General features: G+C 64.5%; 14 protein-coding genes. 5 read left to right on the forward strand and 9 right to left on the reverse strand.

Annotated elements, in window-relative coordinates:
- Positions 1–101: 101 nt before the first annotated feature.
- Positions 102–1,556: an ATP-binding protein gene (locus ACNFCH_RS12380; RefSeq protein WP_416742887.1), complete on the reverse strand. Its 1,455-nt coding sequence runs from the start codon at positions 1,554–1,556 to the stop codon at positions 102–104.
- Positions 1,557–1,656: 100 nt separating this feature from the next.
- Positions 1,657–2,253, reverse strand: a complete 597-nt coding sequence (locus ACNFCH_RS12385; RefSeq protein ID WP_416742888.1) for a lytic transglycosylase domain-containing protein — start codon at positions 2,251–2,253, stop codon at positions 1,657–1,659.
- Positions 2,254–2,435: 182 nt separating this feature from the next.
- Between ACNFCH_RS12385 and gspG the strand changes: the two genes are divergently transcribed.
- A complete protein-coding gene (gspG, locus tag ACNFCH_RS12390) occupies positions 2,436–2,861 on the forward strand; it encodes a type II secretion system major pseudopilin GspG (protein WP_070091099.1) in 426 nt (141 codons plus the stop codon).
- An 11-nt stretch (positions 2,862–2,872) separates the two neighbouring features.
- The gene (locus ACNFCH_RS12395) at positions 2,873–4,063 is read left to right on the forward strand and encodes a type II secretion system F family protein (protein ID WP_337158318.1); all 1,191 of its coding nucleotides are present in this window, start codon (positions 2,873–2,875) and stop codon (positions 4,061–4,063) included.
- 85 nt (positions 4,064–4,148) lie between these two features.
- Here ACNFCH_RS12395 and ACNFCH_RS12400 read toward each other — a convergent pair whose 3' ends face one another.
- A complete protein-coding gene (locus tag ACNFCH_RS12400; protein ID WP_337158317.1) occupies positions 4,149–5,063 on the reverse strand; it encodes a site-specific integrase in 915 nt (304 codons plus the stop codon).
- A 175-nt stretch (positions 5,064–5,238) separates the two neighbouring features.
- On the opposite strand from ACNFCH_RS12400, the gene ACNFCH_RS12405 reads away from it, so the two are divergent.
- The 3 genes from ACNFCH_RS12405 to ACNFCH_RS12415 all read left to right on the forward strand — a co-directional run bounded on the left by ACNFCH_RS12405 (position 5,239) and on the right by ACNFCH_RS12415 (position 7,635).
- Positions 5,239–6,420, forward strand: a complete 1,182-nt coding sequence (locus tag ACNFCH_RS12405) for an NnrS family protein (protein WP_337158316.1) — start codon at positions 5,239–5,241, stop codon at positions 6,418–6,420.
- 39 nt (positions 6,421–6,459) lie between these two features.
- The gene (locus ACNFCH_RS12410; protein ID WP_416742889.1) at positions 6,460–7,107 is read left to right on the forward strand and encodes a DUF1345 domain-containing protein; all 648 of its coding nucleotides are present in this window, start codon (positions 6,460–6,462) and stop codon (positions 7,105–7,107) included.
- 267 nt (positions 7,108–7,374) lie between these two features.
- Entirely contained in the window at positions 7,375–7,635 is a 261-nt protein-coding gene (locus tag ACNFCH_RS12415) for a DUF1652 domain-containing protein (protein ID WP_070091103.1), read from the forward strand.
- Here the strand turns inward: ACNFCH_RS12415 and ACNFCH_RS12420 are convergent, their stop codons facing one another.
- From ACNFCH_RS12420 to ACNFCH_RS12445, 6 genes are all read right to left on the reverse strand, one after another.
- Complete coding sequence (locus ACNFCH_RS12420; RefSeq protein ID WP_416742890.1) at positions 7,636–9,717, reverse strand: putative bifunctional diguanylate cyclase/phosphodiesterase; 2,082 nt, start codon at positions 9,715–9,717, stop codon at positions 7,636–7,638. It abuts the gene before it with no gap.
- 145 nt (positions 9,718–9,862) lie between these two features.
- The gene (locus tag ACNFCH_RS12425; RefSeq protein ID WP_416742891.1) at positions 9,863–14,209 is read right to left on the reverse strand and encodes a SpvB/TcaC N-terminal domain-containing protein; all 4,347 of its coding nucleotides are present in this window, start codon (positions 14,207–14,209) and stop codon (positions 9,863–9,865) included.
- Positions 14,210–14,454: 245 nt separating this feature from the next.
- The gene (locus ACNFCH_RS12430) at positions 14,455–15,951 is read right to left on the reverse strand and encodes an efflux transporter outer membrane subunit (RefSeq protein WP_337158312.1); all 1,497 of its coding nucleotides are present in this window, start codon (positions 15,949–15,951) and stop codon (positions 14,455–14,457) included.
- Complete coding sequence (locus ACNFCH_RS12435) at positions 15,948–19,055, reverse strand: efflux RND transporter permease subunit (RefSeq protein WP_337158311.1); 3,108 nt, start codon at positions 19,053–19,055, stop codon at positions 15,948–15,950. Before ACNFCH_RS12435 ends, ACNFCH_RS12430 begins: the two co-directional genes overlap by 4 nt.
- On the reverse strand, positions 19,052–22,150 hold the full coding sequence (locus tag ACNFCH_RS12440) for an MdtB/MuxB family multidrug efflux RND transporter permease subunit (protein ID WP_337158310.1): 3,099 nt from the start codon (positions 22,148–22,150) through the stop codon (positions 19,052–19,054). The genes ACNFCH_RS12435 and ACNFCH_RS12440 overlap by 4 nt, the downstream gene beginning before the upstream one ends.
- Positions 22,147–23,433 carry an MdtA/MuxA family multidrug efflux RND transporter periplasmic adaptor subunit gene (locus ACNFCH_RS12445; protein ID WP_196161964.1) on the reverse strand — a complete coding sequence of 429 codons (1,287 nt, stop codon included), beginning with the start codon at positions 23,431–23,433 and terminating at the stop codon, positions 22,147–22,149. Before ACNFCH_RS12445 ends, ACNFCH_RS12440 begins: the two co-directional genes overlap by 4 nt.
- Positions 23,434–23,596 lie beyond the last annotated feature (163 nt).

Genomic DNA, 23,596 nt, shown 5'->3' on the forward strand with positions numbered 1-23,596 from the left:
ACCTGATTCGAGGTTAATGCCCCACAAATGGGTAACATCACCCAAAAATCATGTATTTCTTTTAAAAACAGATAGATACGAAATATTTATCAGGTAAAAAATCAAGACCTAACCAAACGAAAACTCAGCGAAACCTGGGTGCCTTCCCCTTCCCGACTGCTCAACCGAACCGAGCCGCCAAAGCGCTCCATGATCCGCTTGACCAGCACCAGCCCCACCCCCAGGCCACCCTGTTTGGTGGTGAAGAACGGCCGAAAGGCCATGCGTTGCTGCTGATCGCTCATGCCCCGCCCGGTGTCCGACAGGCGCAATGTCAGGCTGCGTCGATCCCGACGTACCACTTCCACCCGCAACTGCCCACCCTGCTCCATGGACTCCAGCGCATTGGCGATCAAGCTGTTGAAGATCTGCCCCAGCAATACCGGATGCCCCACCACCTGCACCGGGGGCAGCGGCTTGACGTCCAGGGTCACGCCGCTTCGCGCCAGCGGCACGGCAAATGCCTGCAGGCTCTCCTGCAGCACCTGGGAAAGGTCCACCGGCACCGCATCATCGTTGAGCGGGCGCAGCGACTGCAGTAGCTGGCGAACCCATTGGGACATGCGGTCCACCTGGCTGATGATGTCACTGATGTTCTTCTGCGCCGGCCCTTCGTCGAACGCCTGGGCCAGCTCGGCACTGGAGCGGATGCTGGCCAAGGGATTGCGCAGGCTGTGGGCGACCGCCGAGGACATCTCCCCCAGAGCCACATAGGTCTCGTTGCTGATCAGCCGTTTCTGCTGCACCGCCATCACCCGTGACGCCCGGCGCATGATGCCGTACAGGCCGAAATACACCAGGCCCGCGCCTACGGCGATGGCCAGCCAGATCAACAGCAGGCCATGCTCTATGCGTACGATCAGATCATGGGGCTCTTTGTAGATCTCCACCATGGCGGTGACCCGCTCACCATCGGCGTCGAACAGGGGAATGTAATTCTCGATGAACAACTGCTGGGGCGGGGTCACGAACTTCTGCTCGCTGCGCGCGTCATCAAAGTCGTGATAGCTGGCCGACACTTGCATCTTGTACTCGAAGGCCTGCTCCAGATCATCGTCCGATTCGATCGACTTGCCGGTCAGCGCCGGGTTGCTCGACCAGATCACCGTACGGTCCGGCGCATAGATATTGGCCAGCAGCATATCGGGCAAGTGGGCAATGTGATCGAGAAACTCGCCGCGAGCCCGGCGCCGGGCATCGGGGTCGACGTCAGGCATGGCCTGGTCGGTGCGCGGGTCGAGCAGTTCACCCATGGTGCGCACATTGGGGATCGACACATGACGTACTTCGGCATCGGCGATGGCCTGGATGAACTGCGCCGAGAGCAAGGCGTCGCGTTCGACACTCTCGTTGATGATGAAGCGGCTGGAGATCAGCCCCAGACCAACCGCGATCGAGACGATGATCGCCAGGCTCACCCAGGCGTACCAACGCAGCAAATTGAATGGCTTACGCGCCGCGCTGCTGTCGCCGCCAACGGGCACGTCGAGTGTGGCGGAACGCGGGGCGAGGTCCATGGTCGACTCCAACGGCTGGGCACCTTCAAAAGGTTATAGCCCAGAGTTGGGGAAGTGAGCACACCCGACGCGACATTGATCTACGACCCTTCGCCGACGGCTACAACGGCGCATCTTCGGCCAGCCCCTGCAACTTGCGGTAGTCGCGCAACACATTGGGCACGTAGCGGCGCGTCTCGGCAAACGGCGGGACCACACCACCGCGGCTGATCACTGCATCGGGCCCGGCGTTGTAGGCCGCCACGGCCAAGGTAATGTCGTTGTCGAACAGCGTCAGCATGCGTTTGAGATAGCGCGCCCCGCCTTGCAGGTTGGACGCGGGATCCAGCACGTCCTTGACGCCCATCTCCTTCGCCGTGTCAGGCATCAGTTGCATCAGGCCGGCCGCCCCACGGGGGGAACGGGCCTTGGGGTTGTAGCCGGACTCGGCCTTGATCAGGGCATGCAGCAATGCCTGGGGAACGCCGTGAGCCTCGGCCGCCTTGGCCACCAGTTCGGCGTAGGGCCGGCCGGTGATCAACTGGGCATCGGCCGGCCCGGCATGGGCCACCGGCTCACTGATGACCCGTTCGTAATGCCGTCCTGGCCGGTGCACGTTGGACAGCACATAGCCGCCCTTGGCATCGATGGAGATGTACATGTCGGCCTCTGCGGCACCCGCCGCCAACCAGATCAATCCCAGGATGATTCCACGCATGTCGGCTGCCTCCCCGTCGTGGCCCCCGATGTGGGGGAAATGCCCCGGAAAACCCGAGGTTTTCAGCTACGACGCAAGCACTGTGCCGCTTGCTGTGCCCCATGGCGCAGGGGCCCGAGCCAGACGTGCACGGCTGTTGCATGGCAAGGCAAACCTGCCCGAACGCACTGGAGGATTTCACCATGCAACGCAGACCCATCACCCAGCGTGGCTTCACCCTGCTCGAACTGTTGGTGGTCCTGGTGGTGCTTGGCCTGTTGGCCGGCATCGTCGCGCCCAAGTACTTCAGCCAGCTCGGCCGCTCAGAAGCGAAAGTGGCACGGGCGCAGATAGAGGGCCTGGGCAAGGCCCTTGACCTGTATCGCCTGGAAGTCGGCCACTACCCCAGCAGCGAGCAAGGCCTTCAGGCGTTGGTGGCGGCCCCCAGCGGCGAGCAGCGATGGTCCGGCCCCTACCTGCAAAAGGCCGTGCCGCAAGACCCTTGGGGCCGCGCCTACATCTATCGCCAGCCCGGTGAAAACGGCGGCGAGTACGACCTGCTGTCGATGGGCAAGGACGGCCAGCCCGGCGGAGACGGGGAAAATGCCGAAATCACCAGCTGGCAATGAGGAGAACGGCCATGCGCTACAGCCTCAAGGCCCTGGGCCAGCAAGGCATCGTCCAGCTGCAGGTCGAGGCCGAGGATGCCGAGCACGCTCGACGACAAGCCGAGAACCAGGGGCTGCGGGTCGTGAGCATTCGTGGCCAGGGCGGCGCCCTGCGTGCCCTGCCCTGGCGGCGAGCGCCGCAGTTCGACCTGGTGCTGTTCAGCCAGGAACTCGGCACCTTGCTCAGCGCGGGCCTGCCATTGATCGATGCTTTGGAGAGCCTGGCCGAAAAAGCGCCCAATGCCTCCTCGCGCAAGGTGCTCGAGGCGCTGGTGCGCCAGCTCTACGAGGGCCGCTCGCTGTCCCAGGCCTTGGGCGAACAGCCACGGGTATTTCCGGCGCTGTACGTGGCCCTGGTGCAATCGAGCGAACGCACCGGCGCCTTGGGGGATGCCCTGGGTCGCTACATCAGTTATCGACAGCGCCTGGATGTGGTTCGGCAGAAGCTGGTCGGCGCTTCGGTCTACCCCCTGCTGCTGCTGTTGGTGGGGGGTGGCGTGGTGCTCTTCCTGCTGGGCTACGTGGTGCCGCGCTTCAGCTTGGTGTTCGAAGGCATGGGCAACGAGCTGCCGTGGCTTTCGCAAGTGCTGATGAAGATCGGCCTGTTCCTCCACGCGCAGCAGCTGCCCCTGGCATTGGCGGCACTGGGCAGCCTTTGCACCTTGGCCTTGATGCGCAGAAACCCCGCCCTGCGCCGCTGGGTCAGCCGCCAGTTGCGCCGCTGGCCGGCACTGCATCAGCGCCTGGTGATGTATGAGCTGGCGCGTTTCTATCGCTCGCTGGGCATCCTCTTGCAGGGCGGCATCCCGATCCTTACCGCGATGAGCATGGCCCGAGGGCTGCTGGGCAGCGCTTCGGCGCAGGGCCTGGAACAGGCCTGTCGCCGGGTGGGGGAAGGCTTGCCACTGTCCGATGCGCTGGAGCTGGGCCAACTGGTGACGCCGGTGTCCCTGCGCCTGCTGCGGGCGGGCGAGCAGTCTGGGAACCTTGGTGAGATGCTCGAGCGCTGCGCCGATTTTCACGACCAGGAAATCGGCCGTTGGGTGGAATGGTTCGTACGCTTGTTCGAGCCGCTGCTGATGACCTTCATCGGCCTGCTGATCGGGCTGATCGTGATCCTGATGTACATGCCGATCTTCGAGCTGGCCTCGAGTATTCACTAGCAATGGAAGGCGCTTTGCGGGCTCCACCGTTTGAGGACTTGGGGCTGTTTTGCAGCCCATCGCAGGCTCCCACCGGCAGGCTCCATCAATAGTCGAACCGATCCACCGCCCGACGCCGCTCGTTGTCGTCACGCCGGTCATAATTGGCGGTGGTCTGGATGTTGGCGTGGTGCGCGAGCTTCTGGGCGATGGACAAGTCATGCTCCTCGATCACCCGGGTGATGAACGCCCGCCGAAAATCATGGGGCATGATCTTCACCCCCACCTGCGCCCCGCGCTGGCGAGCGATGTAGTAGATCGCATGCTTGGTGATGCGGGCACGGGTGATGTGGTTGCCACGGCGAATGCGGTTGAACAGGAACACATCGTCGGCCTCTCCTGCCGGCAAATGCTGGCGGCGTAGCTCCAGCCAGGCCTGCAGCCTCTCGAACGCCCAGACCGGGGCGTATTTGATCAACTGGCGATTGCCCTTGCCCACCACTCGCAGGCTACGGGCCTCGAAATCCACTTGGTCCAGATCGATGTCCACCGACTCGGACTTGCGCATGCCGGTGCCATACAGCAGCGCGATGATCGCCGCGTCGCGTACGCCCTGGGGGCGCGGGTCAGCGGCGCAGACGTCCATCAATTCGCGTATCAGGCTACGCCTTAAGTTGCGCCCCGCTGGCAACCTGCTGCCACCGGCGGGCTTGACCTCGCGGATGTGCAACAGCTTTTCATGGTCGATCAACCCCTGGCGCCACGCTTCGTTCATCACACCGCGTATGGCATTGACGTACAGCGAAGACGTATTGGGGGCATAGCCGTCGGTGCGCAGCGCTGCCACCAAGGCCACCACATGACCTGGCTCGAGCCTGTGCCACGGGACGTCGGCGATGTCGCAGTCGACAAACCCCAGACGGTCGGCGGCGTCCTGGAGGATGTAGCGCATGGTCAGCTGGCTGGAGGGCGCCAGGCGAGCCAGGTACTGCAACAGTGGGTTATGCAAGAGATCGGACAAAACATGAATCCTGAAGCGGGTCATTCAGACTTGCTGGCAAGTCATATCGACAACAAAACAAGGAGGTCATTACGACCCTACACAGTGCCATCATCCTGATATACAAGGCGTTTGCCGCTGGCACGGTTCGTGATAGTACCCGATTACCCCCTCCTGTTCGAACCAAGGACGTCCCATGCTCGTGCAGCCCATCACCTCCCGTCCGCGCCAGGCCATCTGGGCCCTGGGTTTTCGCCCCTTCTTCCTGGGGGGCAGTATTTTCGCTCTAGTTGCAGTGCTGCTCTGGGCCGGCGTGCTGTCCGGCGTGGCCTCTCCGACGCCCAGCGGCGGCATGCTGGCCTGGCATCGCCATGAAATGCTCTTTGGTTTTGCCGCTGCCATCATCGCCGGGTTCCTGCTGACGGCCGTGCAGAACTGGAGCGGCGTCCCGGGTATGAGCGGGCGCCCGTTGCAGGGGCTGTTCGTGCTCTGGTTGCTAGGCCGGGCCGTGTGGTTTCTGCCCCTGCCTGCCGGGCTGACAGTGCTGGTAGAGGGCGCGTTCCTGCCCTGGGTGGCGCTGGCCCTGGCGCGCCCGATCGTTCAGCGTCGCCTGCGCAACAACTATCCGATCATTGGCCTGGTCCTGCTGCTGGCCGCTTGTCACTGGCTGACCCTGGCCGGCTGGCTGCGCCAGGACGAACTCTGGCAGCGCCGTGGCGTCTTCGCAGGCCTCTGGCTGGTGGCGGCGATGATGACCGTGATCGGGGGCCGGGTAATCCCGTTCTTTACCCGGCGCGGCCTGGGCAACATGACCCCGGCACCCGCCCGCCCCTGGCTGGATCGCGTTTGCCTGGCCCTGAGCATTGCTGTACCGCTGTCGTTGGCCAGCGGTCTGGGTGATCGTTCCGAGCCGTTGATGGCCATCCCCTTCGCCGCCCTGGCCCTGCTCCACGGCACGCGCCTGATGCTTTGGCATGAGCGTGGCATCTGGCGGGTACCGCTGCTGTGGTCGTTATATCTGGCCTACGCCTGGTTGCTGGTGGCCTGTCTGGGGATGGCCGCGTGGCACGCCGGGCTCGCTTCGGCACCGAGCCTGGCGACCCACGCCTTGAGCATCGGCGCCATGACCGGTTTGATCGTGGCGATGATGGCGCGGGTGAGTCTGGGCCATACCGGCCGCCCTCTGAACGTGCCCGGCCCCATTGCCTGGGCCTTCGCCTTGATCCAGCTGGCGGCCATCGCACGGGTGGGGCTGACGCCGTTCACCCCGCTGGGGCTGAACCTGGCAGTACTGTGCTGGAGCCTGGCGCTGCTGTTGTTCGCCTGGCATTACCTGCCGATTCTGTTGCGCCCCCGGGTGGATGGCCTGCCAGGCTGAACTAGAGTGTTAGCCATGCCCTTTCACTGACGAGACCGCATGGCTTTCCACCGCCTTACCCGTACCCACCCTCGCCTGAGTATCGCCACACTGGCAGGCTTCATCGGCGCCTGGCTGATCCCCGCCGACGATACCGTGCAGCGCATCCTTGCCGGTTGGAACCTGGGCGTCTGGCTTTACCTGGTGTTGGTGTTCTGGCTGACGTGGCGCGCCAAGGCCGACACCGTGCGCAAAGTAGCCCGTGTGGAAGACGAAAACGCCGGGCTGGTGCTGTTCACCGTGTGCTTCGCGGCCATTGCCAGCCTTGCCGCGGTCACGTTGCAACTGGCCGCCAGTCGCGGCCTGCAGGGAAGCGATCAGGCGTTGCACTATCTGTATACGGGTCTAACCGTGGCCGGCTCATGGCTGCTGATCGGCTGCATCTTCAGCCTGCATTACGCCCGCCTGTTCTACACCGCCGACCACCACGAGCCCCCGCTGCGTTTTCCTGATGGTGAGCGCGCGCCGGACTACTGGGACTTCCACTACTTCTCGTTCACCCTGAGCGTCGCCGTGCAGACTTCCGACATCGGCGTGGCCGGGCGCGGCATGCGCCGGGTGGTCCTGGCCCATTCGCTGGTGTGCTTCGTGTACAACACGGCGATCCTGGGCTTCACCATCAACATCGCCGCCGGCTTGTTGGGCTGATGCGCTGTGCCACCGCTGGTCAGAAAAGCACCGCTCCCCGAACGTCGCCCGGAACCATCCCGGCTGCCCGCTATCGCCCGTGAAAAACGTTTGCCCTGGCCTTTGGACATTACGTAGCAGGCTCCAGCCAGGTGTGATGCGTATCAAGTAACCGTACATTTGTCATGGTTTGCGCAGGACACTGTCGTCACAGGTGCTATGGTTAGGTTCCTACCGGCCGAATGAGCGGCCGATCACCGGGTCCAGGATCAGGACAAGGAGGCTGGCATGAACAAGATGACGTTCCCCAACGCCTGCCAGGTGATGCGCTGGCATTTCCATCCATTGGGCTTCGAAGCCAGCATGGATGCGCCACGCAGCATGGTCGCCCGGCTGTTCGACCGCGCCACCGGCGAAACCTTGCTGGCAATCGCCGGCATCCCCTGCGCAGCCATCATGGCGGCCGCGGATGTAGAGCGGATCATCGAGGCCGTGGAGGCCGAAATGGACGCGTTCGACCCCTCATGCGCCCTGCGCGATGCGGTGTAGTCAGAGCGTCTCGGTCTGCCTCACCGACTTCAGACCCTCCATGAACTGTTCGGCCGGCATGGGCTGGCCGAGCAGATAGCCTTGCAGCGAATCACAACCCAGACGGGTCAGGAATTCCTGCTGGCGGCTGGTTTCTACCCCTTCTGCCACGATCCGCAGGCCCAGGGCCTGGCCCAGGGCAACGATCGCCGAGACGATCGCCGCATCGTCGCTGTCCTGCTCCAGATCACGGACAAAACCTCGGTCGATCTTCAGTTCGTTCGCCGGCAGGCGCTTCAAGTACATCAGGCTTGAGTAACCGGTCCCGAAATCATCGATGGACAGGTCCACGCCCATGTCGGAAAGCTTCTGCAGCACGGTCAGGCTGGCATCGGCGTCGCGCATGGCCGTGGTCTCGGTGATTTCCAGCGTCAGGCGGTTGGCCGGCAGTTGGTTGCTCGCCAGGGCGCGGGCCACGCTGTCGACCAGACCGGCATGACAAAATTGGATGGCCGACAGGTTCACCGCGATACGCCAGTCGTCATACCCCTGCGCGAGCCAGTCGCGCATCTGCCGGCAGGCCTCGCCCAGCACCCATTCGCCAATGGGGATGATCAGACCGGTCTTCTCGGCAAGGCCGATGAACCGGTCCGGCAACAGCAGCCCGTGCTGCGGATGCTCCCAGCGCAGCAACGCCTCGGCGCCGATCGGCTGGCGGGCGAGCGCATCGAATTTGGGCTGGTAGTGCAGGCGGAACTGGCCATGTTCCAGGGCCGCGCGCAGGTCCTGGAGCAGTTGCAGTTGCTGACGGGCGTTGCTGTTCATCGAGACGTCGAAGAAGCTGTAGCCGTTCTTGCCGGCGCTTTTTGCGTGATACATGGCCGCATCGGCGTTGCGCAGCAGTTCCTGCTGGTCCAGGCCGTTGCCCGGGTAGAGCACGATACCCAGGCTCGCCGAGAGCTGCAGGTCGTGATCGGCCACCCGATAAGGGCGTGCCACCAGATTGACCTGCTTGACGGCCACCTCCATGGCATCGGCCGGCTCCTGCAGTTCCACCAGCAGGACGAACTCGTCGCCGCCGATGCGCGCCAGGGTGTCCTGGCTGTGCAGATGCCCCCGCAGGCGGGCCGCCACCGCCTTGAGCAACAGGTCGCCCACATGATGGCCGAAGGCATCGTTGACGGGCTTGAAGCCGTCCAGATCGATGAACATCAGCGCGAAGCATCCGCCCTGCTCCGCCACCTTGCTGATGGCTTGGTCGATGCGCTCCGCCAACAGGGTGCGGTTGGGCAGGCCGGTCAGGGTGTCGTGCAAGGCGAGCTGAGTCAGCTCCTGGTTGGCCAGGGTCAAGGAGCGTGCAAGCTCCGAGGTGCGCGCCTCCAGGCGAGCATCGAGCACCGACGTGAGCAGGGCCACCGCCAGCACCGCCAGGGTGGTGATCAGCACCACCGAGTCCAGGCCATCGCCGCGCAGGCCGTTGGCCAACGCACCGCAGAAGCTGCCCTCGGGGAAGTTCGCCGCCGCCATGCCGGTATAGTGCATGCCGACAATGGCGATCCCCATCACCACCGCGGCCGCACCACGAATATGCCGCACATACGGGGTGTGCTGACGCAAGCGGAACGCGATCCACAGGGCCGCCGCCGAGGCCCCTACAGCGATGGCCAGGGAGGCACCGAACAGGGTCGGGTCATAGTCGATGCCCGGCACCATCTGCAGTGCAGCCATGCCGGTGTAATGCATGCTGGCGATGCCACCGCCCATGATCAGCGCACCGAACCCCAGCTGCAGCATCGGCAGGCTCGGCTGACTGACCAGCCACAGGGCGAAGCCCGACGACAACACCGCAATCAGCAGCGACAGCGCAGTGAGCGTCCAGTCATACCCCAGCTCGATCGGCAGGCTGAATGCGAGCATGCCGATGAAATGCATCGACCAGATCCCGATGCCCAGGGCAAAGGCCCCGCCCCCCATCCACAAGTAGGCCGCGCGGCCCTTGGCCGTGGCAATCCGGCCGGTCAGGTCCAGCGCGGTGTAGGAGGCAAGAATGGCGACGCACAGCGAGATCAACACCAGCGCGGAGGAGTAGCTACCGATCAGCATTTGGATTCCAGCAAAGGGGCTGAACAAGGGCCCGAAAAGCTGATTATTGTACTCAAGCGTTGGTGAAACGCACGGGCTTTTTGAGAATGGGAACGGGTCCGTCAAAGCGCCGCGCAGGCCCCTCAGGCCTGCGCGGTCGCTGCGTTCAAGCCGTATCGTTTTCGTCTTCCGAGACCGTGAACCAGGGGTAATACTGCGTGCGTCGCTCGTAGCCCGCAGCAGTGAGCACGCGGCAAACACGCCCAGTGGCATCGTACAGATGGGTGTCGGCATAAAGCCCGTCAGTTGTGCGCTGATCGTCCACCGGGCGCCAGTCGTTCAGATAGAACGGTAGCCACGTGCGCACCGGCTGGCCCTTGTTGTCGTACTCGGTCTTTCCGCTCACCGCCCAACGTACGGCGGCGTGGGCGATGACAGCCTTGCCCTGCTCATCCACTTTCAGCTCGCCCTCGTCAGTCCGGACCAATGCATCGCCTGGCGCATGCAGTACCGCCGTCTGCAACGCGCGCCCCCCTCCATCGCTGTAGGTCACGCTCAGGCGCACCTGCTGGTCAGGGTCGCCGTCGTAGCGGTCGGTCAGCAGGCTGATGATGTGCGGCGGCTCGCGTCCTTCGTTCAGATCGAGCTTAAGCCCATGCGTGCGGGCAAAACGCCTGAGCGCCAGCTCGCCGACGCGCCCCGATTGGATACGCCCGCGCGCGTCACGGCCCGGGGGCATCCAGCTGTCGGTCACCAACAGGTGGGCCGTATGGACAGGCACTTCGCCGCCCTCGAGCGACAGCATGGCCGCCATCGATTTCGGCACATCGAAAGCCTGGGTGGGGTGATAACCCGCCATTTCGCCATTCTCGGTGCCGTGGAATCGGCTCTGGACCACCCGCCCCAGTGCATCGAATGTCACCGATAGCACATTGTCGTTCGGGTTGATGAGCGACATCACCGTCATGAAGCGCCAGTCATAGCTGAAGCGCGTGCACAAACCCGCTGCGTCGGTCACCTGCTGCACGGCCAGCCCATGAGGCGTCCATTGCACGAGCGTTTCACCCGTCAATTCGCTGTCCCGCGCACCGACCAGTCGATAGAACCCTTCGGCGTCGGCATAACGTGCCAGCCCGTGGCGAGCGAGGTAGACGCGTTTGCCGTCCTCCGGTAGCTCACTGGCACGGTAACCGCCCTGTTTTAACAAGCGCTCCAGCTCCGCCTCGGGCACATGGCCTTCGAAGGCCGCCAGCGACGCCTGTTCCAGCAGGGCCGTCTCGGTGTAGGCCACCAGAGCCTGACGTACCGGCACCTCGACCGGCGCCCCCGCCCTGTCGCACCACTGCACATGGCTGTAACCGCCCAGCGTGGCATCGTCCAGATGCGCAAGGGGGCCCTGTGCTGCCTGCAGACTCTCCACGGTGAAACCACCCTCAGGCACCTGCGCTGGCTCCAGATGCAGCACGTCCGTGCGCCCTCCTTCACTCAGCCCCGTCAGATGAAGGTGCCCGACATGCAGGTTGCGCACACGCTGACGCGAAAGCGTCAGCCATACCGCGTTCTGCTGGGCGTCGCGAGAAGCCGCTTCGAGCCCCTCGGGCAATGTGTCCGGGTAAGGCGACGGCTTGACCGCATCCTGTCGCGGGTAGCGGATGTCCACGCTTTGCAGGACGCTGCCATACCGGTCCTGCTCCAGGACGACCACCTGCGAGACCACCGGATCCTGGGCAATCCGTTCGGTGGTCAGCGTCAGGCTCTCCACCGGCGTCACCAGCGCCGCTGGCCTCGCAGGGGACGCCGTCTCATAGGCGCGCACCTGCCAGCGCTGGCGGGTGATGCTGTAGGGCACAGACGCCCGATCACTGCCGTCCAGACCATAGGTTTCCGTCCGCACTGGCATGCCCTTCAGCGCGCGCAGCAACCAGCGCCGTGCCTCGCCCTCCGGCGCGTAGGGGACTTCCTGGCCGTCGGCTTGCAGCTGGGTGAGACGCAGTGGGCTGACGGCAAAATCCGACTCTGCCGAGCCCGGCCCCGCAAAAATGCCCTCCAGGGTCGTATCATGAGCCTCGATTCCACTGAGGAACCAGCTGCGGACCTGAGCAGGTGGCGAACGCTCCGGCGCGGTGCCCTGGGCATCGACCAGCGTGTCGGTCTGGATCAGGCGGGTAAACCCGCGAAACTCACGCTCGATACCGTCCCAGATGCCACGCAGGTACGTCATGCCGCTGACCGTGCGCAGGCCGCTGATGTCATCGACCATGGTCACTCGGCTGAGCATGTGCACCGGAAACGGCAACAGGCTCACCGCTGGCTTGCCTTGCGCCTTCAGGGTGGCCTTTTCATCCAGCCAGCCCTGGGCCGAACTGCGGTAGTCGAACAGGGTGCGGCTGCCGGTGTTGGTGCAAACCTGCGCCAGCAACCAGGGGCGCCTGTCATTGAATCGGTAGGTCCAGGTGCGCGGCGCCATGTGCGTCACCGTCAACACGAGCTCTGCGGTCCCTTGGCCGCGCAGGTCCGTCACCTGCAGCACGCAGGTGTCATCCAGCACCACGCCCGCGGGCGCCGGCACCGCTGCACGCTCCACGAAACGGTTGCCCGATTCGCTCACGAACACCCGCACACGGTCGGCCTCCAGGTACAGGATGTCAGTGGTGCCGCTGCCGTCCGTATCACCGAGAAGTACCCGCGAGGCCCTGAAGTCCTCGACGGCAAACCCGCCGATGCCGATCGGCTCGCCAAATCGGCCATGGCCGAGCGATGGCCAATAGGTAACGCTTTCCCCGGTGATCTCCACCAAATGCTGTTGACCACTGCCGGCCACGTCGGCAAACGCCACCAATCGGTCCTCGCCGCCTTCCATGGGCAACGATGTCTTGCCCAGGTAGGCGGTTTCGGCAGACTGCCGCCAGCCTTCGCTGCCCGCGCTAGCCCATAGGCGCACACTTCGCGGCCCGATCATGGCCACATCCAGCAATCCTTCGCCGGTCAGGTCGACCCGTTGGGCACGGGGATGCAGCAACTCCGTGGGCAAGGCCTGAAGCGGGATGAAACGGCTCCATTGGCCATCTGGCGACAAGGTGAAGCGGCCATGCAAACCTGGCTGAGCCACCAGCCAATCAGGACGGCCATCGCCGTCCAGGTCGGTCAAGGTCCCACTCTCCAGCGCAGGGGCAAGAGGCAGCAGCTGGGATTCGCCCCACGTCACTGCATCGATCTCGCCACCGTCCTTGCGTTCCGGCGCACGGTATCGCCACGCGCCCTGCTCTTGGTACAGCAGCCCTGCCAGACCCTCGCCATGCAGGTCGGCCATCTGCCAGCGCGACGGGCTGAAACCGTCGAGATCGGGCAGCGCTTCCCAGCCGGCAGCGTCCCGGCCTGGCCGGCTCAACTCGAACTCCATCGGTGGCAGGATCAGCGGCGTGCCATCCGGTTCATACGCCACCTGCTGGGCAGACTCCAGCACGGTCGCCACGGCTGACTGCTGGTATGTCAGGTGCAGGCGCGAGACCAGCACCGGTGTCGAGTCCTTCTCGCCCGCCATCATCGCGGTGCGGTGCCAGAGCAGCACGTCCCGGCACAGACGACGCATGCGCACGTTGAAACCCCAGCGCCAGAAACCATAGCGGTCCAGGCGAGCCGGCCAACGTGCACTGGTCTGGAACGGTGGGGGCTCATCCACCGGCGTGTCGCGCTCGCCATAATCGAACAGCATCACGCTCATGAAGTCTTCAGGGCGAAACGCCCCTTCCGGTACCAGCAGCGCCTCCGACGGCGTCGCGTTCAAGGCATGCACGCCAGCCAGGTATACGTTCGCCACCCGCGGGTGGGCGGCCAACTCCTGAGCGTCGCAGTTGGCCTCATCCTCCGTACGGTAGGTGTACACCAGGTGCTCGCCCTTGGCGCTGACCGTCTCTTCGGGGTACCAGGTGGCCACGTGCGAAGGGTCGTCCGGGTCGCTCAAACGGGCGCTGGTAGTCCAGCCGAACAGCGTCAGGCTGCCGTCTGCATGGTAGTGCAGCCAGAAACCGGGAGCGTCCGGTGTGGCCTCGGCGCACCAATGCTCGAGGCGTTCGCCGCGCCCGCCGCTTCGCGACACCCAAGGCGTGACGGTGTGCGGGGCATGGACGGTGGAAAATGGCAGCGTGCTCTCGGTACGCGAGCCAGCGTTGTCACGCAGGATCTCTTCGCCGTCAGGGCCGGCCAGACGGTCGCCTTCGGTATACCGTGGGATGCCGAACCGGGTCATGCGCGATACCACAGGCAGTGAGCAGATCCATCCGGCGCCAAAAGCATCGTTACCGCCACCTGAGCTGTAGTTCAGCGCTAATGCCGGCGACAACTCGCGCCCGCCGGGCAGCGGCAACGGCAACGACCAACCGGCCGCACCATCGGCGCTGCCGACGGACAGCATGCCGCCGCCGACGGAGACGGTACCGCCGCCTTTGGGCAGCGACGGCGGGGTAAACAAGGGGTCGCGGCGAGTGTCCGCGGACGTAGAGGATGAATCAGGCATGTTGGGCTCCTGCGCGCCCTCCCGCATGGCACGGGATCGGCGCAGACTACTGATGGCATGGAAGGAGCGCGCCTGCCGGCACCGACCGCCGTGGGCGGATGATCGAACGCATGGGCAGGACGAAAGCGCTCAAGCTTTGAACAGCTTATCCATCAGTCCAACAGGGCAGAACTGCCCGAAACACGAGGTGGCGCCGAGCGGAAAAACATGCCTGACCGCCACACATCTGGCCCGACTGCCGGTCGTTATGGGGTTTTATCCGCTTCGGCAAACGCCTGCTGGGCATCCCAGCCACCGCCCAACGCGGCAATCAACTGCACGCTGGCCACCAGCCTGCCCTGAAGCAAGGTCAGGACGCTGCGCTCGTTGCTGAGCGCCGTGGTCTGGACGTTGACCACATCCAGGTAGCCGATCAGCCCGGCGCGGTACTGGTTTTCGGTCAGGCGCAGCGATTCACGGGCCGCTTCCAGGGCTTCCTGACGCACCACGGCCTCATCCCCATACACCTTGAGCTGCACCAGGTAGTTCTCGACTTCCTTGAAGCCATCGAGCACGGTCTGTCGGTACTGCGCCACGGTCTGGTCGTACACCGCCACGGTGCGATCCACCTCGGCACTGCGCCGACCGGCATCGAACAGGGTCATGGCCAGCGACGGCCCCACCGACCAGTAGCGGTTGGGCAGCTCGATCCAATTGCTGAAGCTGCTGCTGGAGTAACCACCGCTCATGCTCAGGCTCAGGTCCGGGAAATACGCCGCGCGAGCCACGCCAATGTTGGCGTTGGCGGCCATCACATTGCGCTCGGCCGAAGCGATGTCAGGCCGACGCTCCAGTAACTGCGAAGGCAGCGATACCGGGATCTGCGGCAAGCCCGGGATGCGCTTGCTATCGGCCAGGGCGAAGTCCGCCGGCGCTTTGCCCAGCAGCACGGCGATGGCGTTCTCGCACTGGGCGCGCTGCCAGGCCAGATCGATCAGGTCGGCCTCGGTGCTCTTGAGCTGGGTACGCGCCTGCGCCACGGCATCGGGCCCGGCAACGCCTGCGCGGTACTGGTTTTCGTTCATTCGTAGCGAACGTGCGTAAGCGGCCACGGTGGCCTCCAGCAGGCGCTTCTGCTCGTCGATCACCCGCAGTTGCAGGTAGTTCTGCACCAGCTCCGACTGCAGGCTCAGGCGGATCGCCGCCAGGTCCGCAAGGCTGGCCTGTGCACTGGCCTCATCGGCATTGAGCGCCTCGCGCAACTTGCCCCACAGATCGATCTCCCAGCTCACGCCAAGCTGGGCATTGTAGGTATCGCGGATGCCGCTGCTGTTGTTCGACAGGCTCGAACTGCTGCTGCCGGTGCCCTGGGCCGAGCGGGTCTTGCCCACCGAAAGGTCCAGGCTTGGGAACAACGCGCCACGGCTGCTGCGCACCAAGGCCTGGGCCTGGCGGTACTGGGCCGCGTATTGGGCCACGGTCTGGTTGTTGCGGTTGAGCTCCTCGACCAGGGCGTTGAGCCCCGTGTCGCCGTAGATTTCCCACCAGGCACCCCGGGCGATGGCATCGGACGGGTTGGCCTGGGTCCAGCCCTCGGCCTGCTTGAACTGCGTTGGCGTGGCAAGCGTCGGGCGGTGGTAATCCGGGCTCAGGGTACAGGCGCTGAGCAGCGCAACGCACAGGCCAGCGCCGACCAGGCGCGAGCCGCGCCCACGGGTCAGCAGCTTCAGGGCGCGGTGGAGTGGGGTCTGGGCAAAGTTCATAGCGGGGTATCCAGTGCGGCGTCGGTGCGCACGCCACGCCAGCGGTTGAACCGATGGCGCAGGCGGTCGAGGTACAGGTAGACCACAGGCGTGGTGTAGAGGGTCAGGACCTGGCTGAACACCAGGCCACCGATGATCGTCAGGCCCAGGGGCTGACGCATCTCGGCGCCCTCGGCGCGGCTGAGCAACAGCGGCAGCGCGCCGAGGATGGCGGCCAGCGTGGTCATCAGGATCGGGCGCAAGCGCAGCAGGCAGGCACGGCGGATGGACTCCTCCGGGCTCAGGCCATCGTTGCGCTCCAGTTGCAAGGCCAGGTCGATCATCAGGATCGCGTTCTTCTTCACCACTCCGATCAGCAGGAACAAGCCCAGCAGCGAGATCAGGCTGAACTCGCCGCCGGTGGCATACAACGCCAGCAAGGCACCGACACCGGCCGACGGCAAGGTGGAAAGAATGGTCAGCGGATGGATGTAGCTCTCATAGAGGATCCCCAGCACCAGGTACACCAGCACCAGGGCGCCGAGGATCATCAACGGCTGGCCTTGGGTGGTCTTGGCGAAGGCATCGGCGGTGCCGCCGAGCTTGGCGATCACTTCCTCCGGCAGGCCGAGCTTGGCCACCGTGCGCTCCACCGCGGCCATGGCCTGATCGGGGCTGTAGCCTTCGGCGACATCGAAGGCGATGTCCTCGGAGGCGAACTGCCCTTCGTGGCTGACACGGTCATTGGCCAGGCTGTTCTCGTAGCGGGCGAAACTCGACAGCGGCACCCGCGCGCCGTCGGCGGTGATCACCTGGACCTGCTCCAGGGTGCTGGGGTCCCAGGCGTACCTGGGGTTGATCTCGAGCACTACCTGGTACTGGTTGAGGCTGTCGTAGATGGTCGAGATCTGCCGTTGGCTGTAGGCGTTGTTGAGCACCGTGGTGACCATGTCCATGTCGATTCCCAGGCGCTTGGCCTGGTCGCGGTCCACCACCAAGGTCACCTGCTGGGTGCCCGCACCGTCCCGGGCATCGATCGCGATCAGCTCAGGCAGCGCGCGCAAAGCTGCGACCACTTTGGGGAACCACTCACGCAGCGCACCAAGGTCGCCGCTCTGCAAGGTATAGAGATATTGAGAAGTGGACTGGTCGCGCCCGCCTCCACCCAGTTGCAGGTCCTGGTCGGCCATCAGGAACAGCCGCCCACCAGGCACCTTGGGCATCTCCTTGCGCAGGCGCTCGATCACCTGCTGGGCCGACAGCTTGCGCTCGCCGATGGGCTTGAGGCGCACCAGCACGAAGGCATTGTTGGTGCCGCTGTTACCGCCGATGAAACCTGCCACGCTCTCCACCGCTGGATCGGCCAGCAAGGCGCGGCGGTAGGTCTCCATCTTAGGCTGCATCACGCTGAACGACAGACCGTCGTCGCCACGGATGAAGCCCTGCAACTGCCCGGTATCCTGCTGGGGCATGAGGGTCTTGGGTACCACCACGTACAGGGCGATATTGACGCCGATGGTCACCAGCAGGCTGATCAGCGTGAGACGCTTGTGACGCAGCGCCCAGCCGAGGCTGCGGTCGTAGGCCGCGACCATGCGCTGGTGCACCTGGTCGCTCCAGCGTTGCAGGCGGTTCTGCTCCTGGGCATGGGGCTTGAGCCAGCGTGAGCAGAGCATGGGCGTGAGGGTCAGCGACACCAGCAACGACACCAGGATCGCCGCGGCCAGGGTAATGGAGAACTCCTGGAACAGGCCACGCACGATGCCGCCCATGAACAGGATCGAGACGAACACCGCCACCAGCGAAACGTTCATCGACAGCAGGGTGAAGCCCACCTCCTTGGCGCCCAAGAAGGCCGCGCGCATGGGCGGTTGTCCGTCCTCGATGTGCCGGGAGATGTTCTCCAGCACCACGATGGCATCGTCCACCACCAGCCCGGTGGCGAGGATCAACGCCATCAACGACAGGTTGTTCAACGAGAACCCACACAGGTACATGACCGCGAAGGTCCCCACCAGCGAGACCGGCACAGCCAGGCTGGGGATCAGCGAAGCACGCACGTTGCCCAGGAACAGGTACACCACCAGGATGACCAGCACCACCGCGATCAACAGGGTGTGTTCGGCCTCCTTCAAGGTGGCCTTGATCACTGGCGAACGGTCCATGGCCACGTTCAACTTGACGCTGGCCGGCAGCAGCGATTGCAAAGCAGGCAACTGGGCCTTGATCTCGTCGACGGTCTGGATGATGTTGGCGCCGGTCTGGCGATTGACCACCAGCAGCACCGCCGCCTGATCATTGAAGAAGCCGCTGTTGTAGCGGTTCTCGACGCCATCGGTAACGCTCGCCACATCGGACAGGCGCAAAATCGCGCCGTCCTGCTGACGGATTACAAGTGGCTCGTAGTCCTTGGCTGTTTCGAGCTGGTCATTGGCACGCACCTGCCAGTTACGCTCGGCATCTTCGACGAAGCCCATGGGCCGGCGCTGGTTGGCATTGGCCACCGCCGTGCGGACTTCGTCCAGGGACAGGCCGTACTGGTTGAGCAGTTGGGGCTCCACGGAGATGCGCACCGCCGGCAACGAGCTGCCGCCGATCTGTACCTCCCCTACTCCGCTGACCTGGGCCAGGCTCTGGGCCAGGATGGTGTCGGCCATGTCGTAGAGCTGGCCTTTGGAGAGCACATCCGAGGTCAGCGACAGCACCATGATCGGCGCCTGGGACGGGTTGATCTTCTTGTAGGTGGGCATGCTGCGCATGCCGCTGGGCAGCAGGTTGCGAGTGGCGTTGATCGCCGCCTGAACCTCCCGCGCCGCGCCATCGATGTCCCGGCCCATGTCGAAGCCGATGATCACCCGGGTCGACCCCTGGTTGGAACTGCTGGTCAACGTCGTGACCCCGGCGATACTGCCAAGCTTGCGCTCCAGCGGCGTGGCCACGGTGGCGGCCATCACCTCAGGGCTGGCCCCTGGCAGGTTGGCCTGCACCACGATCACCGGGAAGTCCATCTGCGGCAATGGCGACACTGGCAACAAGCCAAAGCTCACCCCACCCAGGAGCATGATCGCCAGGCTCAGCAGCATGGTCGCCACTGGCCGGCGGATGAACGGGCCGGACAGGTTCATGCCTGGGCCTGCTGCGCATCAGTGGCCGGACGCCAGCGGCGCGCCAGGCGATCGAAGTACAGGTAGATGACCGGCGTGGTGAACAGCGTCAGTACTTGGCTGACCAACAGGCCACCCACCATCACCAGGCCCAGCGGCTGACGCAGCTCGGCGCCGGAGCCGGTGGCGAGCATCAAGGGCACAGCGCCGAACAGCGCCGCCAAGGTGGTCATGAGGATGGGCCGGAAGCGCAGCAATGCCGCCTGGTAGATGGCATCGCGCGGAGTCATGCCCTGATGGCGCTCGGCCTCCAACGCGAAGTCGATCATCATGATGGCGTTCTTCTTGACGATACCGATCAGCAGGATGATGCCGATGATGGCGATCATCCCCAGGTCGTTGCCGCTCAGGATCAAGGCCAACAAGGCACCGACCGCCGCCGATGGCAGGGTCGAGAGAATGGTCACGGGGTGGATGTAGCTCTCGTACAGCACGCCCAGCACGATGTACATGGTGACGACGGCGGCAAGAATCAGCAGCAAGGTGCTCGACAGCGATGCCTGGAAGGCTTCGGCGGCGCCCTGGAAGCGCGTCTGCACGCCCAGCGGCATGCCGATATCCTGCTGCACCTGCTCGATGACCTTGACCGCCTCGCCCAGGGAAGCGCCATGGGCCAGATTGAACGACATCATCACCGCCGGGAACTGGCCGATATGGGAAATCGCCAGTTGCGCCTGACGCTGCTCGATCCTTGCCAGGGCCGACAGGCGGACCTGCCCGCCGTCGGTGGCCTTGACGTGGATCGACTCCAGCGCCTGCGGGCCGATACTGGAGGCCGTCTGCGACTGCAACACCACGCGGTACTGGCTGGCCTGGGTATAGATGGTGGAGATCTGTCGCTGGCCAAAGGCGTCATACAAGGCGTTGGTGATCTGCGACACGCTGATCCCCAGGCGGCTGGCCATGTCGCGGTCGATCACCAGGTACACCTGCAGGCCCTTGTCCTGCAGGTCGCTGGCCACATCCTGCAGTTCGGGGCGCTGCTGCAGGGCCTGGACCAGCTTGCCGCTCCATTCGGCGAGCAAGTCGGCATCAGGCGACGACAGGCTGAACTGGTACTGGGTACGGCTGACCCGATCTTCGATGCTCAGGTCCTGCACCGGCTGCATGAACAGGCGGATCCCCACCAGCTTGTCGAGCTGCGGCTGCAAGCGGTTGATGACCTCGCTGGCCGTGACGTCCCGCTCGCCGTGCGGCTTGAGGTTGATCAGCAGACGGCCGCTGTTGAGCGTGGCGTTATCGCCATCGACGCCAATGTAGGACGACAGGCTCTGCACCGCCGGATCCTTGAGGATCACCTTGCTCAGCGCTTGCTGACGCTCGCTCATGGCGGCGAACGAGGTGGACTGGGGCGCCTCGGAGATCCCCTGGATCACGCCGGTATCCTGCGCCGGGAAGAACCCCTTGGGCACGATGATGTACAAGAACACCGTCAGCACCAGGCTGGCCACGGCTACCAGCAAGGTCAGCGGCTGGTGCTTGAGCACCCACTGCAGGCCTCGTCCATAGTGCTCGATCAGCCAATCGATCCAGGCACCGCTGGCACGGTAGAAACGCCCCTGCTCTTGCTCCTTGGGTTCGCGCTTGAGCAGCCGCGCGCACATCATCGGGGTCAGGGTCAGGGACACCACCAGGGAAATCAGGATCGCCACCGCCAGGGTGATGGCGAACTCGCGGAACAGCCGCCCGACCACGTCGGCCATGAACAGCAGCGGGATCAACACCGCGATCAGCGAGAAGGTCAGCGAGACCAGGGTGAAACCGATCTGACGGGCACCCTTGAGGGCCGCCTGCATCGGCGTTTCGCCCTCCTCGATATGCCGGGAGATGTTCTCCAGCATGACGATGGCATCGTCCACCACGAAGCCCGTGGCAATGGTCAAGGCCATCAGCGTGAGGTTGTTGACCGAGAAACCGGCCAGGTACATCACGCCGAAGGTGCCGATCAGCGACAGCGGCACGGCGATCGACGGAATGATAGTGGCGCTGAATCGGCGCAGGAACACGAATGTGACCATCACTACCAGGGCGATGGCGATCAACAGCTCGTGCTGCACGTCCTTGACCGCCGCACGAATGGTCTGGGTCCGGTCGGTGAGGACGGTAACATCCAGGCCGGCCGGCAGGTTGTCGGTGATCGAGGGCAGCATCTCTTTGATCAGGTCGACCACTTCGATGACGTTGGCCCCCGGCTGGCGCTGGATGTTCAGGAGCACCGCCTGGTTCTCGTTGGCCCAGGCCGCCAGGCGCTCGTTCTCGGCGCCGTCGACGATCTCGGCGACATCCTTCAGGCGCAGGGGGGCGCCGTTGTTGTAGGCCAGGATAAGGTTGGCGTACTCGGCGGGCGAGCGCAGTTGGTCGTTGGCGTCGAGCATCGAGACCCGCGTCGGACCATCGAAGTTGCCCTTGGGCTGGTTGACGTTGGAAGCGCCGATCAGTGTACGTACGTCGTCCAGGTTCAGGCCGTTGGCGGCCAGCGCATCGACGTTGACCTTGATGCGCACCGCCTGGCGCTGTCCGCCGGCGATGCTGACCATGCCCACTCCGCTGATCTGGGCAATCTTCTGCGCCACCCGGGTATCGACCAGGTCATTGAGCTTGGGCAGCGGCATGGTCTTGGAGGAAATGGCCAAGGTCAGCACCGGGGTATCGGCCGGGTTGACCTTGTTGTACACCGGCGGCGCCGGCAGGTCGCTAGGCAGCAGGTTGGTGGCAGCGTTGATCGCTGCCTGGACCTGTTGCTCGGCGACATCCATGTTCATGTCGAGGTTGAAACGCAGGGTCAGCACCGAGGCGCCGCCGGAGCTGGTCGATGCCATCTGGGTCAGGCCCGGCATCTGCCCGAACTGGCGCTCCAGGGGCGCAGTGACCGCGCTGGTCATGACTTGAGGACTGGCGCCGGGATACAGGGTCATGACGCGGATCGTCGGGTAATCGACCTGGGGCAAGGCCGCGACCGGCAGCAGCTTGTAGGCGATCAGGCCGGCCAGCACGATGGCCAGCATGCTCAGCGTGGTGGCAACCGGGCGAAGGATGAACAGGCGCGAGAGGTTCATGCGCCCGCCTTGCCCGACTCACCCGCCTGGGCCGAACCCTTGGCGTCCTGGCCCTGGAGTTGCTGGCCAGGCGTGGTCGGCACCTGGGAGCTGTCCTCCACCACGTCCACCTTGCTGCCTTCGCGCAGGCGGTCGGTGCCTTCGAGGACCAGGCGATCGCCTGCGGCCAGGCCGTCGAGCACCACGCTCTGCTCGCCGTCGCTGGCACCGACCTTGAGCTTGCGGATGTTGACCGTGTTCTGGGCATTGACCACATAGGCGAAGGTGCCGTCATTGCCGAACTGGATGGCCGCGGCCGGCGCCAAGAGCACCTGCTTGAGGGTGTCGGCCAGAAGGCGCACGTTGACGAACTGGTTGGGGAACAGGGCCTGGTCCTTGTTATCGAAGCGGGCTTTGAACTTCAGCGTGCCGGTGGTGGTATCGATCTGGTTGTCCAGGCTGCCCAGCACACCGGTGGACTGCAGCTTGCTGTCGCTGCGGTCCCAGGCTTCGACCGGAAGGCTCGCGCCACTGCGGTAGCGCTCGAGCACGGTGGAGAGCTCGGTCTCCGGCAGAGTGAAGGCCACGCTGATCGGCTCGGTCTGGGTGATCACCACCAGGGCGGTGGTGTCATTGGCGGCCACCAGGTTGCCCAGGTCGAGCTGGCGCAGGCCGACCCGGCCATTGATAGGCGCGCGGATCTGCGTGAAATCGAGGTTCAGGCGGGCGTCGTTGACCTGCGCCTGGTTGGTCTTGACCAACCCCTGGAACTGCGCGACCTGGGCCTCGGCGGTGTCCAGGGTCTGCTTGGCGATGCTGTCTTCTGCATACAGGCCTTTGTAACGGGCCAGATCCACCTGGGCGTTCTTCAACTGGGCCTGGTTCTGCGCCAGGGTGCCTTCTGCCTGCTGCAAGGCAATGCGATAAGGGCGTGGGTCGATTTCGGCGAGCAGGTCGCCAGCCTTGACCTGCTGGCCTTCCTTGAAGTGGATCTTGACCAACTCACCGGCCACCCGGCTGCGGACGTTGACGGTATTGGTCGCCGTCACTGTGCCCAAGGCCTTGTAGTACAGCGGGAAATCGCCCACATGCACCGGCTCGACGCGCACCGGTACCGGATCGCTGGAGCCACCGAACCCCGGCCGCCCCATGCCCATACCCATGCCTTTGCCGGGCCGCCCGCCTGGCTTCGCCGTGTGGGGCGTGGCTGCAGGCCACAGCCACCAGGCCAGCAGGGCCACCAGCAGCAGGATCAGCAGGCCAACGAGCCAGCGACGAGGGGAACGAGAAACGGAAGATTGCATGGGTTGAACGAACCTTGTTCAGGAAATGACGACTGGGGAGGATGAACGATAAGCACTGACACCGTATTAGCAAAGGACCTTTACCAGGCATTTACCTTCGCCTTACGCTGCCAAGATGCTGAACTTTAAATGAAAACGGCCTGGAGATCGCTCCAGGCCGTTA

This window comes from Pseudomonas sp. NY15354, from assembly GCF_048068075.1.
Lineage (GTDB): Bacteria > Pseudomonadota > Gammaproteobacteria > Pseudomonadales > Pseudomonadaceae > Aquipseudomonas > Aquipseudomonas guariconensis_C.

Bases quoted from the DNA above. Each gene is read 5' to 3' on its own strand.
- ACNFCH_RS12380 (WP_416742887.1), bottom strand. From the start codon at position 1,556: ATGGACCTCGCCCCGCGTTCCGCCACACTCGACGTGCCCGTTGGCGGC.
- ACNFCH_RS12385 (WP_416742888.1), bottom strand. From the start codon at position 2,253: ATGCGTGGAATCATCCTGGGATTGATCTGGTTGGCGGCGGGTGCCGCA.
- gspG (WP_070091099.1), top strand. From the start codon at position 2,436: ATGCAACGCAGACCCATCACCCAGCGTGGCTTCACCCTGCTCGAACTG.
- ACNFCH_RS12395 (WP_337158318.1), top strand. From the start codon at position 2,873: ATGCGCTACAGCCTCAAGGCCCTGGGCCAGCAAGGCATCGTCCAGCTG.
- ACNFCH_RS12405 (WP_337158316.1), top strand. From the start codon at position 5,239: ATGCTCGTGCAGCCCATCACCTCCCGTCCGCGCCAGGCCATCTGGGCC.
- ACNFCH_RS12410 (WP_416742889.1), top strand. From the start codon at position 6,460: ATGGCTTTCCACCGCCTTACCCGTACCCACCCTCGCCTGAGTATCGCC.
- ACNFCH_RS12415 (WP_070091103.1), top strand. From the start codon at position 7,375: ATGAACAAGATGACGTTCCCCAACGCCTGCCAGGTGATGCGCTGGCAT.
- ACNFCH_RS12420 (WP_416742890.1), bottom strand. From the start codon at position 9,717: ATGCTGATCGGTAGCTACTCCTCCGCGCTGGTGTTGATCTCGCTGTGC.
- ACNFCH_RS12425 (WP_416742891.1), bottom strand. From the start codon at position 14,209: ATGCCTGATTCATCCTCTACGTCCGCGGACACTCGCCGCGACCCCTTG.
- ACNFCH_RS12430 (WP_337158312.1), bottom strand. From the start codon at position 15,951: ATGAACTTTGCCCAGACCCCACTCCACCGCGCCCTGAAGCTGCTGACC.
- ACNFCH_RS12435 (WP_337158311.1), bottom strand. From the start codon at position 19,055: ATGAACCTGTCCGGCCCGTTCATCCGCCGGCCAGTGGCGACCATGCTG.
- ACNFCH_RS12440 (WP_337158310.1), bottom strand. From the start codon at position 22,150: ATGAACCTCTCGCGCCTGTTCATCCTTCGCCCGGTTGCCACCACGCTG.
- ACNFCH_RS12445 (WP_196161964.1), bottom strand. From the start codon at position 23,433: ATGCAATCTTCCGTTTCTCGTTCCCCTCGTCGCTGGCTCGTTGGCCTG.